This window comes from Pseudoalteromonas sp. S4492 (genome assembly GCF_005886115.1).
Lineage (GTDB): Bacteria > Pseudomonadota > Gammaproteobacteria > Enterobacterales > Alteromonadaceae > Pseudoalteromonas > Pseudoalteromonas gelatinilytica.
Map to the genome: position 1 here is coordinate 48,154 of NZ_PNCP01000035.1, position 11,544 is coordinate 59,697.

Below are 11,544 nucleotides of genomic sequence, written 5' to 3' on the forward strand. Positions count from 1 at the left end.
TTGTTTTGCAGGCTTTTTCTTAAGATAGATACCTATTACGACTTAAAGGTAGCCAAAGAGGGCCGTTGGCTCTGGTTAAGATAACAAAGCCAGTATTTACGCTGGCTTTGCTTTGTTCCTGTTTTTACATTAATGACCGCGATTAGGCATTTGCCGAGGCATCTGTCTTTGTGTATTACGACGCATTTGTTGGCGCTGCATACCTTGCTGACGTGCTCTATTTGCTTGATTTAATTGCTGCATACGATTTTGTTGCCTATTTTGTGTGTGCTGGCGCTGCTGCAATGTTTGCTTCGCTTTACTTTTATCTATACTTTGCAATTTATTTTGTACTTGTTGACGGTCAATATTTTGTGCACGCTCTTTGATTTCTTGCTGTTTATCAGCGGGGAGAGTTTGCCATTTACCTTCAACACGTTGTTGCCATTTATCGGCATCATGCTTGAGCACGTTACCTTTTTGGTCGGCGAACACGTTGTTTGCTTTATCGCGTTGGCTGATGGCTGTTTTTAAATCGCGTTTCACTTGCTGCTTCGAAGCAAGACGAGATTTACTTTGATCGCGTTTATAAATGTTATGTCTTGGCTGTTTATCATGATGATCTGGTTTATGGCCAACATTAATCTTGTTACCAATATTGATGTTGCCATTATTAATAATAACAGGGCCGCGGTAACCACCCCCATACCAGCCATTACAGCAATGATAAGGTCGATAATGGGTTGGCCATCCAACATTCCAATTCATCCCTAAATTTAAAAAACCATTGCTCCAACTTAAGCCAAACGACCAACCGGTCCAGTTGTTATAGCCAATATTAAAACCCCACGTTGGTGGGCGAGGGTAGTAGTAGCCACCGCCCCAGTATGGCGGGTAATACCAACCCGTTCCATACACTGGCACGCCATAATAAGGGTATGACCACATGTAACCTGGGTAATAACCAACATACACAACCTCAGGAGTTGACTCGTATATCTCGACGTAAGTGACGTTGTAAACGGGAGAACTTGGAGGAATTTTTGCGATGTCATCTTTTGGAATGCTATCAGCAACAAGCCAAGGCCCTTGCGCGGAATCTGCCTTAAACCACACCGCATTATCGACTGCATAATATTTGCCTTTAATTTGCAGCACTTGTGCATCCGTATTAATGGCATAAGAAACTTGCGTGCCAGGGATACGTTCAAACTTAGGTTTGCCATCATAGTACACAGTTAAACTCGTATCTTTACGGCTGATAGCCGCTGTTTGCGGCACTTTTGCATCTAATACTGCTTCGTCAGCTTCTTCAGTACCAGCAACTGAAACTCTGAGACCACCTAAATCTGATTCAGGTGGAATATTGGCAAAGCTTTCTGGTAGTTCGTCGCCACGTACAAATGTCCAAGGGCCTGTTTGTTGTTTTGCGCGATACCAGCGCCCAGATAATAAGACATACATGTTATTCGTTTGCATTTCACGTAGCCACGGGGTTTCAGTGTTAAACACATACATGAGCTCGCCACCGGTTAGGCTTTTCCATTTAGCTGCGCCATCAGTTGCAATAAGCTCTGTGGGTTTAGTGGCTACAACAATGGCTGGTGGTGCACTTAGATCTGAGCTTTCGGTATCTTTAGGGAGCATTTTTACAAGTTCAGCAGGTGGCGACTGAGTATAGTCATAAGGCCCTTTGGCTTGTTTTGCCTGATACCAAAATTGCCCATCGGTGAGATAACAAAGTTTACTTTTGCTATCTTTAATCACTGTCATGGCGGTGTTTAAAGCACGCTCATATTGGCTGTTTTCAATCTGACTAAACTTAGGTTCACCATCAAAACTCAGTAATACCGACAGTTGCTCTTTGAAAATAATCGTTGGAGGGTCGGTTTTTAATTGCGTTAAACTTTGTTCTGCTGCTTCTGCACTCTCAAGGCTGGCGGTAAGTTGCGAAAGCGAGGTTTCGAATTGACTGGCTTTTATTGCTTCATTAACGACAGCAGTAAATTTTTGTTCTCCTGCATCTTTTGATTCAGGCCAGCGTACATCGGTGACAATCATATTGCGAACAGTGACGGTATCGTTTTCGCGATCAGTATCTAGTTTAGCGGTAAACCAAAATACGCCAAACACAGCGTCATTGCCTGAAAATGAAAATGACATTGCTGCACGGGCTGTTAAAGTATTACCGTTGAGTTTCTCTGGTTGGGGTTGATAAACAATGAGTGTGCCTTGTGATGTTTGCACTTGTTGAGGCCACTCAATAGCTTGGCTAAAAAATGAAAATAAACATAGAAAAGAGAGTATTAAAACCCTGAAGGCAGTAATAAAAGTTAAGGGGAGTTTCATGGTCAATCCTTGGCTAACGTAACTCTTTAAAGTATAGCCAATGACCTCGAAAACGCTTGAAGATTGTTCCTGTTTTTTAATGCGTTAGCTTAGGCAACTTGAGTTAAAAAATGTGTACCCGCATTTAAGCCCATTTCATAGCCCGCACTGAGTTTTTCAAATGATTTCGTTGTTCGACCAACTGCAAAGTTGGGGGGCGGTGCAATAATATTAATTTTACAATCGCTTGGCGGGTTGGTAATAAAATCAATACTTTGATTGTAATTTTCTGCACGCCTTAAGGTGGCTTCAGCTAATGCCGGGGTCTTCTTATAAAGACGTTTAACAAACCAAGGCGCTTTAGAAGGCTTTTTCTTATAGCCAAGAGGCTGAGATAAAATAACGGTGATTTCTTTATTACCCATCTCGTATGCTTTACGAATAGGAATAGAATCTGCCACGCCACCATCAGTAAGCTGTAAATTGTCGATAACGGGAAATTCTCGATATGCAATAGGCAACGCGCATGAGGCTTTTAATTGCTGTTCAAGATGAGTTGCACTTGCTTTTAAGTACTCTGCCTGCCCAGTTTGTATATTGGTTGTGACAATATAAAACTCACTGGCTTGTTTTTCGAATGTGTCGAGATCTAGGCGAATATCACGGATGGTTTCTTGCCAGAGCCAGTCTAAATCAAACAGGTGGCCACCTTTAATAAAACGAACAAAATCAATAAATTCAGGTCGGCAAGAGTAATCAGTAATCACTGCATGGTTACGTTTGTATTGGGCGCACAGATAAGCGGCAATGTTAGTAGCTCCGGCAGAAACACCATAGCATTGATTAAAAGGTTGGTAATTAGCTTGAATAAAAGCATCCAGTACGCCAGTGGCAAAAATACCACGCATTGCGCCACCTTCTACAACCAGTGCCTTGTTATTGTTCATTTTCGCAACCTTGCTTGTAACCGTGAGTGCTTCTAACCATAGCAAACACGGTTACAAAACTAAATAGAGTTTTGACTCTAAGTGAAGTTTGACTCTAGCTGAGTTATACCGCCTCGACCCAAAGTACACCAACTTGTTTGTCGGTCACTTTTACTGTGCTACCCGCAGCAATGGGAGAATGACTTTTTAACTGCCATGTAATACCCGAATACTGATGTGTGGTTAACCCTTTATCATCTACATCTGCGTTAACGACAAAGGTAAGCTCAGCAAAGTCACTGTGTATCGGCTTGGTATCGGTTTTATCTTGCATGCGTTTGAGTGGTTGCCAAAGTACCACTGCAAAGCCAAGAGTAAACACTATATTGCTCCAAAGCGCGGTGGTGTAGCTCGAGTCTAAAAGGCCTGTATTCATTAGTAAGCCGCTGGCAAATAAAGATAAGCCTAAAAACAATAATACGTAGGTACTCATACCCAGTACCGCTACTTCAACAATTAGTGCGATAACACCTAAAATCATTAAGGCTTCGGCTAAATGCGTATCTAAAAATGCCATCAGTTCACCTAACTTTGTTGCTTTTTATTCAAAGAGTTAATAATAGACATACCTTGAGCAACCAGTGAGCTTGCATCGGTACCGCTCTCAGGAAGTAATACCACAGATGATTCACGAGCAATCGCTTCTTTAGCGGCAATGGCTTTAGTGGCTAGGTCTAGTTGAATTGCTTTTTGGCCTTGCTCTGTATCGGCGGCTTCACCTACTTTACGAAGTGCATCTGCCTGCGCTTCAGCAACGGCGATAATCGCTTTAGCTTCACCTTCAGCGCGTAAGATTTGCTCTGCTTTTTCAGCTTCTGCTGCAAGAACTTGCGCTTGCTTTTTACCTTCTGCCACGTTGATAGCAGACTGACGATCACCTTCAGACTCTAAAATTTGTGCACGTTTCACACGCTCAGCTTTCATTTGTGCTTCCATTGCTTCCATTACAGAGTTTGGTGGTACAATATCTTTTATCTCGTAACGTAAAACCTGAATACCCCAAGGCTCAGAAGCTTGGTTAATCGCCGTAACTATGTTGGTGTTTAACATGTCACGTTCTTCAAAGGTTTTATCTAGCTCCATTTTACCAAGCTCAGAACGCATCGTTGTTTGTGATAGCTGAGTAACCGCAAACACATAGTCATCAACACCATAAGTAGCTTTATACGGGTCAAGCACGCGGAAATACAGCACACCATCGACGATAAGCGAGATATTATCTTTTGTGATAGCTGACTGCGAAGGCACATCTTGCGCTTGTTCTTTTAAACTGCGATCAGCGGCAATTCGGTCGATAAATGGCACAATAAAGTTTAAGCCCGCTTCTTTGGTTGAATGGTACTTACCAAAACGCTCGATTAACCAAGCACGGTTTTGCGGCACAAATTTAACGCTGCTTTTTAGTAGCACTAAAATAAAAATTAGAATAAAGACTTCTACATTTAACAAGAGGTCTAAAATACTTGAAATGGGATCCATGTACTTTCCTTAATACAATTACTATTATTTTTCACTGCTCAGATTACCACCACAAAGCAAAGCACGCTAATGATTTGTAATTGCAACCAGCTTAAGAGTCGTCTAATTATTTAGGGTTTGTATTAATACTTAAGTGCATGTTTTATCAGATACATATGTTGGTCAGCTTGTGCAACAATTTCATCGGCTGTTTTTTGCGTGCCTAAAAACATGGTGACGCCAACACTGGCTGAGCCCTTATAGCTGATATCTTGAAGAATAAATTTAACCTCGATAGCCGTTTGTAATTTATCGGCAACACGATGAGCGTTGTGTTTAGCTGTTTGCTCATCACGACCAAGCCCTTCAAGTAATACAACAAACTCATCGCCACCAATGCGGGCTAGACAGTCTTTTTCGCGCACAACCGTTTTCATTCGATTAGCAATTTCAACAAGATAAGCATCGCCTGTGTTGTGGCCATATTGGTCGTTTAACTTTTTAAACTTATTCAGGTCGATAAATATCACCGCGCCGTAGTTTTGGTCGCGCTTGCTCATTTGTAACGCAAGCGATAAACGAATATAAAAATAGCGGCGGTTTAAAAGTTCAGTTAACGGGTCGGTAGAGGCAGCATAAAGGAGTTGTTCTTCAAGGTGTTTTCGTTCGGTAATGTCTGTAGCAATACCTAAAATGCCGATGACTTTGTTCGGCTCTGTGTCACAAATAATAGGGGTTTTCACTTCCCAGAAAATATATTGATGTCCGTCAGGAAAGGTTAGCTTAACTTCTTCACGAGTCCGTTCACCGCTAAGCACTCGTTTGTCTATTTTCGCTAGTTTTTTTACGTCAGAAATTGGGAAGAAGTCAACATCACTCTTATGTTGTAGTTCCTGCTCAGAGCAGGCAAATAAACCCAAGGTAAGCTTATTAGCATAAACGTAATGCCCGAGTTCATTTTTTATATAAACGTATGCGGGTACGTTATCAAGTGCAAACTTTAATTCAGCAATATGGACGGGCAGTTTAGAGTTTTTAAGTTCGGCCACAATATGTCCCTATATAACAAGCCATAAATTGATAGTGAACGAAAATATCTTAATAAACAAGACTGACCACAAGGCTAAATTTATAACTAATAATTTAGGTATAGTTTTGAAAAATAAATAAAAAATTAATAGTGAGGATGGGTGATGAACTTTGTTATTAGGTTTGTTTTAGCTCGTTTGGTTATCTTAATTTTTAACTGTTTTTTATTACTTTGTGATTTCTGAATGATTAAAAACCTCCTTGTTTTTAGTCATCACTCTTGGCTTTTATGCCTTGTTGAGAATGGCAAGGTGTTTTGTCTGATGCGCGCTAAATAAACGACAAAAAATATAACCCGTCACAAACATTGATAAGCTATAAGTTGCACCAGGAATTGCCATAGCGGCATTATTTATTAAGGTACTCGCAATTAAAATGGCAAGAGTGCCATTTTGTAGCCCAACTTCAACCGCAATGCTCATTTGTTGCTTGTGATCTAAGCCCGATATTTTTGCAAAAAACAACCCTAGTAACAGCGTGCTGAGGTTTAATGTCAGCGTTGCAATGCCGCTAGTCGCAAAAAAGCTCAGCATTTGGTCGGCATTTTTATGAATAATGCTAAGCACTATCACAATTAAGAATACGCTCGAAAAACGACGGATAAAGGGTTCTATTTTCAAGCTGAAATGGGCTTTAAAATGATTAAAGACCATCCCTAAACAAACAGGAAGCACCGTTATCATCAGCATTTGCACTATGGTTTTAATCACTGGCAAAGCGAATTCGTGGCCCGGCACACTCAACGTTTGCATGGCAAAATGCATAATTAGTGGCAAGGTAAAGGGTGAGATAAATGTCGCTAGCGTTGTAAGACTTATTGACAACGCAACATCCCCTTTGAATAAATAGGTATAGAGGTTTGAAGTCACACCGCCAGGGCAGCAAGCCACTAAAATTAGCCCTATAGCGAGCTCTGGTGTTAGGGTAAAACTCATTGCTAATAAAAACGCAACGCTTGGCAATAACAGTAGTTGGCAGCTTAAGCCTATTGAAAGTGCTTTGGGGCTGATAAATAATGCCCCAAAGTCTTGCTTTTTAAGCCCTAAGCCCATGCCAAACATGATGATAAATAGTGCTAAAGGCAGCACTATTTTAGTCATGATATCAATTTGCATGGTATATCCTTATTGATCGTAACCCGGACTTTTATTGTCGAGTAAGCGCAGCAGGGCAGGCCAAACAATTGCGCCACCCAGTCCCTTAGTAGCAACCTCAGTTTGCCCTTTGATACCCTCAATAATCGCACTAGGTACTTGTACGAGTTGCTCGGTATTTTGTGAAGTACGAGTTTGTACAGCGCATGCCGCTTCAAAAACATACATAAACAAAAATGCATCAGCGACCGTTTTACCTACTGTTAATAGGCCATGATTACGTAGCATTAGAAAGTTATTCGTGCCGAGGTCATTCACTAAACGGTCTTGCTCTTGAGGATTAAGGGCAATGCCTTCGTAGTCGTGATAACCCAGACCTGAGTGCACAACAACAGCTTGCTGAGAGATAGGCAATAAGCCGTCTTTGTTTGCAGACACCGCCGTGCCATTGAGTGAGTGGGTGTGAATAACGCAATGGGCATCATCACGCGCCATATGAATACAGCTATGGATATTAAACCCCGCAGGATTAACTGGGTATTCACTGTCATGCAGCTTATTACATTGTTGATCTACTTTGATTAGACTTGATGCCGTAATTTCGTGAAACATCATGCCATAGGGGTTTATCAAAAACTCGTTGTCTGTGCCGGGAACGCGCATTGAAATATGGGTAAAAATTAAATCATCCCAGCCATATAAAGCAACTAAGCGATACGCGGCAGCAAGCTCAACACGGGCTTGCCATTCTTGTTCTGATACTGTGTGTTTTATGGTCATGGCTTTTCCTAAAATGGTACTTTGCGAACAATAATGTCTTTAAACATGACCCAATCACCGATAAAGCTATAAAAAGGGTGTGTAAAAGTAGCGGGACGATTTTTCTCAAAAAAGAAATGACCAACCCAAGCAAAGCCATAGCCCACTAGAGGGCATAAAATTAGCCAGCTATATTGCTGCTGATAAATAGCGGCAAACAAAATAGCCAAAACAATCCAGCTGCCAATGAAATGTAAGCGTCGACAGACTTTATTTTTGTGTTCTTGTAGGTAATAGGGGTAAAACTCTTTAAAGCTCGCGAACTCGCGTTTACTTGCTACAGTGCCCATATTGTTGTCTCCGTTGTTAATTACAGGTAAACAATAGGCTTTTATTCTTTTATTTACTTGATAATATAGGTCATTAAATTGTTTATTTAGGACGCTCATGAGAACCTTATCAAGCTGGTGGCTACGTGCTATGGCTGAGTCGTTTAAATGGCAGGGCTTACCAATTAATGAGTTGTTTGCAGCGGTAAATATTCCTGTAGCAGAATTAAGTAGCCAAACAGCCCGATACCCACAAGCCAGTGTCAGTATGCTTTGGAAGCAGGCGCAAGCCATGTTACCAAACACCCATTTAGGTCTTTATGTTGGCAGTAACATGAATGTACGCGCTATTCCGGTGGTTGGCATGGCGATTATTCAGTCAACACAGTTATTGAGTGCTTTTCGGCTGATATTGCGTTATCAAAAATTGATGGGTGATACACATAATGTGTCTTTGATTGATCACGGTAGTGAGTATGAACTTCGCTTTAACTTTAGTGATGGTGAGCGCGATATGTCATTGCTAAGCTACGAAGCGCCCATGGCGTTTTGTGTAAAAATAGCGCGCACTGTAAAGGGAAAAGGTTGGCACCCAACGCGAATTTGCTTGCAACGTAAAGAGCCACACAGTGAGATTAATACGCACTTTAATTGCAAAATTGAATACGGCGCAACGACCCATAGCCTGTTTTTTAGCGAAAATACCGATAGTGAACCTGTGTTATCAAGCCAGATGAAACTGGTGACACAAACGAATGTGACACAGGTACTGAGAATTTTACTTGAAGAGCATTTAATTCAAGGCCAAATTACCAGTAAAGCAATGGCAAAAGCACTTAATATGAGTGAAAAAACACTGCAGCGCCGTCTTGCAAAAGAGGGCACAAATTTTAGTAAAGAATTAGCAAGTTTAAGACAGCAAAAAAGTGTTTCGTTGTTAAACGAAACAGATCTCTCAGTCACAGAAATAGCCTTTTTATGTGGCTACTCTGAAATTAGCGCATTTCATCATGCATTTCATCGCTGGTATGGCATGTCACCAAAAACCTACAAGCAAAAAATGGCAATAATAGCAGGGTCATAATAAGCACGGCTTTTTTCAGTGAGCTGTTTGAAGCTATTATTTTAACTAGTAAAAGGTACAAGTTGGCGGTTGTTCCTATTCTGTTTGAGTTTGATAATTATTCATACAAAAACAACAGTAAAAGCTTAAATAGCAATTGCTTAACACAGACTTGTTACCTAAAATTATTGATAGGACGCAAGGATGATCTAAAACCAAAACTCCACCATTAAGTATGAGGCTTGCTGAATGCGAAACCTATCGCTGCGCACTATTTTTATTAGTTTTGTGTTAATTGCATTATTTGTTGTCACTGTGGTTAGCGCCTTAATCAATACCAGCCAATTTTCTCGGCTTTATTACCAACAAACCGAAAAGCAATTATTGCCTGACGCTGTGGGTAAAGTGGCTGCTGAAATTGACGCTCAAATGCGTTACCCGATCTCTGTGTCACAGTCTTTAGCTGAAAACCAAATTCTGCATACGTGGATGAACGAAGGTGAGAAAAGCTCGCCAATTCATCAACGTGTTATGGCGTACTTTGCTGACTTACAAAGAAAAAGCGGTGCGTCATCGGTGTTTTGGGTAAGCAAAAACTCAATGAGTTATTACACGCAAGACGGCTTTTTCAAATCAATCTCACAAAGTGAGCCAAGAGACAGTTGGTTTTTTGATTTCATCGGTTCAGATAAACGCCAAGCGCTCGCCTTAGATGTGAGTGAGCAGGGTGGACACCTCACTTTATACGTTAACACGCTAGTTGAAATAGCTGGGCAACGACTCGGTGTTGCGGGGCTAGGTTATGATATTTCAGATATTTCTAGCATTGTCACGTCGCGTAAAATTGGCGAGCAAGGGTATTTATTCTTAATTGATGACAGCAAGCGAATTATTGCACACGCAAACGATGCTTATATTGGTAAACAAGTCACAAGCGTCGCTTCATTAAGCGCATTACAAAGCTTTTTGAGCAGTAAACATACTGGCTTTACTCTATCGCAAGTGGAGCTCGCAGATGAAGATGTTTATGCTGGGGTTATGCCAATTGAAGGAACAGGCCTTACTCTTGTAGCGGTTCAGCCTAAGCAAGAGATATCAAGCGCGATTAATACAGTCGTTTGGATGTCGATTATCGTAAGTGTCGTGCTTGCGGGTATCTTTTTGGTGCTTACACTTTATTTTGCTAATTGGCTAAGTAAGAAAATTCGCAGTGTTGGTGATGAACTACTGGGCATGGCAGGTCACGGCGGTGACTTAACAAAACGTTTAGATGACAGTGTTGATAATGAATTGGGGCATCTTGCAAAGGGCTTTAATGCCATTATAGGTAAAGTGGCCGAGTTGGTAGATGAAATAAGTGTTACCGAGCAAGCGATGCGAGAGGGGATTGATGACCTTGCGAGCTTTGCCAATAAAACCTTTGTTGCTACCGAAGATCAGCGCGCGCAAACTGATCAAGTTGCCACAGCTATTACAGAAATGGGGCAAACTATTAACGAGGTGTCTGATATTGCTCATCGCACAGCAAGCGACACGGAAGAAGCGGTACGAGAAACCGTGCAAACCAATCAAAGTATGGCTGCCACAGCGCAAACCATGAATGAACTGAATGACATTTTGATCACGGTTGATAAAAGTATCGGTGAGTTTGCAAATCAAGCCGCTGAGATCAACTCGGTTGTTGAAGTAATTAATGCAATTTCAGAACAAACTAATTTATTGGCACTCAATGCGGCAATTGAAGCGGCAAGAGCGGGTGAGCAAGGTCGTGGCTTTGCGGTCGTCGCTGATGAAGTGCGTTCACTTGCACAGCGTACGCAAACATCAACGTCTGAAATTAGAGAACAGATTTCGCGCTTACAAAGCTCATCGTTGCAATCTCAAGAAGCGATTGCTGAAGGTACGCAAAGTAGTCAAAAAGTGACTGAGCTTACCCATATTGCAGTGTCTGCACTTCAGTCTATTCAGCAGAAGTTTGAAATTATCAGCCAAGGCAATCATCAAGTTGCAGCAGCGACAGAAGAGCAGGGCACAGTGGTCGAGCATATCAATCAGTCGGCCCATGATATCTCAGACAGTGCAATGCAAATACATGATAACGCTGAGCAACAACAGCGTGGCACGCAAAGCTTGTTATCGCGTGCTCAGCACCTTAAAGATTTAGTCAGTCAGTTTAAAGTTTAATAGCCTGCTTTTTAAATCTGCTTCGAGTAAAAGGCGTTAACAACACGTGTTGTTAACGCCTTACTATTTTTTAGCTTATACCAATCCGCAATAATACATAATCATTTTGAGGGATTAAACCTGTCGCTAACTGCGTTAAAAATTTCTGATTTAGAACAACTAAATAACGAAATTTTTGCCTTGTTATCAACGAGGTTTTCTTGCCTCAAAATAGATCACTTAATTAAGCGAATTGGTATAAACGAAGTTTACGTAATCTTGAACGATTATTCAAA

10 protein-coding genes are annotated in these 11,544 nt (G+C 41.3%); 2 read left to right on the forward strand and 8 right to left on the reverse strand.

Features of this window, described 5'->3' with window-relative positions; all coding sequences use genetic code 11:
* Positions 1 to 129 precede the first annotated feature (129 nt).
* From CWC28_RS10595 to CWC28_RS10630, 8 genes are all read right to left on the reverse strand, one after another.
* On the reverse strand, positions 130 to 2,328 hold the full coding sequence (locus CWC28_RS10595; RefSeq protein ID WP_063701173.1) for a hypothetical protein: 2,199 nt from the start codon (positions 2,326 to 2,328) through the stop codon (positions 130 to 132).
* An 89-nt stretch (positions 2,329 to 2,417) separates the two neighbouring features.
* Positions 2,418 to 3,254: a patatin-like phospholipase family protein gene (locus CWC28_RS10600; protein WP_063701171.1), complete on the reverse strand. Its 837-nt coding sequence runs from the start codon at positions 3,252 to 3,254 to the stop codon at positions 2,418 to 2,420.
* 103 nt (positions 3,255 to 3,357) lie between these two features.
* On the reverse strand, positions 3,358 to 3,810 hold the full coding sequence (locus CWC28_RS10605) for an NfeD family protein (protein ID WP_063701169.1): 453 nt from the start codon (positions 3,808 to 3,810) through the stop codon (positions 3,358 to 3,360).
* 8 nt (positions 3,811 to 3,818) lie between these two features.
* Positions 3,819 to 4,772: an SPFH domain-containing protein gene (locus CWC28_RS10610; RefSeq protein WP_063701167.1), complete on the reverse strand. Its 954-nt coding sequence runs from the start codon at positions 4,770 to 4,772 to the stop codon at positions 3,819 to 3,821.
* 122 nt (positions 4,773 to 4,894) lie between these two features.
* Positions 4,895 to 5,800: a sensor domain-containing diguanylate cyclase gene (locus tag CWC28_RS10615; protein WP_063701165.1), complete on the reverse strand. Its 906-nt coding sequence runs from the start codon at positions 5,798 to 5,800 to the stop codon at positions 4,895 to 4,897.
* Between the two features lie 267 nt (positions 5,801 to 6,067).
* Positions 6,068 to 6,955, reverse strand: coding sequence for a bile acid:sodium symporter family protein (locus tag CWC28_RS10620; protein ID WP_063701163.1), 888 nt, complete (start codon positions 6,953 to 6,955; stop codon positions 6,068 to 6,070).
* 9 nt (positions 6,956 to 6,964) lie between these two features.
* Positions 6,965 to 7,714 (reverse strand): class II aldolase/adducin family protein, encoded by a 750-nt coding sequence (locus tag CWC28_RS10625; RefSeq protein WP_063701160.1) that lies wholly within the window; start codon positions 7,712 to 7,714, stop codon positions 6,965 to 6,967.
* Positions 7,715 to 7,722: 8 nt separating this feature from the next.
* Entirely contained in the window at positions 7,723 to 8,043 is a 321-nt protein-coding gene (locus tag CWC28_RS10630) for an Mpo1-like protein (protein WP_063701346.1), read from the reverse strand.
* Between the two features lie 97 nt (positions 8,044 to 8,140).
* Here CWC28_RS10630 and CWC28_RS10635 point away from each other — a divergent pair, with 97 nt between their 5' ends.
* Both CWC28_RS10635 and CWC28_RS10640 read left to right on the forward strand, forming a co-directional pair.
* Positions 8,141 to 9,106 (forward strand): AraC family transcriptional regulator, encoded by a 966-nt coding sequence (locus CWC28_RS10635; protein WP_063701158.1) that lies wholly within the window; start codon positions 8,141 to 8,143, stop codon positions 9,104 to 9,106.
* A gap of 228 nt (positions 9,107 to 9,334) precedes the next feature.
* Positions 9,335 to 11,269 (forward strand): methyl-accepting chemotaxis protein, encoded by a 1,935-nt coding sequence (locus tag CWC28_RS10640; protein ID WP_063701156.1) that lies wholly within the window; start codon positions 9,335 to 9,337, stop codon positions 11,267 to 11,269.
* Positions 11,270 to 11,544: the final 275 nt, after the last annotated feature.